We start from the raw sequence: 213 nt of genomic DNA on the forward strand, positions 1-213 counted from the left end.
TCTCCGTAACCCACCGTTAAAGTAGCGGTTATCGTCGTGTCTGTAGCTAATGGCGCATTAGCTAATACCGTTACTGTGCCGTCTGCCGCAACCGTCGCAACCGCTGTATTTGAGCTAACCCATGTGAACTCAGTAAGTAAAACGTCTGTATCCGCGTCGTTAGATAATTTCTCATCAGAAATAGTCGGCACAAGCGTCATCCCCTTGGGAATG

Annotated in this window: 1 protein-coding gene; it reads right to left on the minus strand. The window is 48.4% G+C overall.

What is annotated here, in order from left to right; translation table 11 throughout:
- On the minus strand, positions 1–191 hold a 191-nt coding region (locus H4J59_RS00015), incomplete at its 3' end, for an Ig-like domain-containing protein (protein ID WP_182235753.1).
- Positions 192–213: the final 22 nt, after the last annotated feature.

It is taken from the genome of Colwellia sp. MB02u-10 (assembly GCF_014077185.1).
Classification (GTDB): domain Bacteria; phylum Pseudomonadota; class Gammaproteobacteria; order Enterobacterales; family Alteromonadaceae; genus Cognaticolwellia.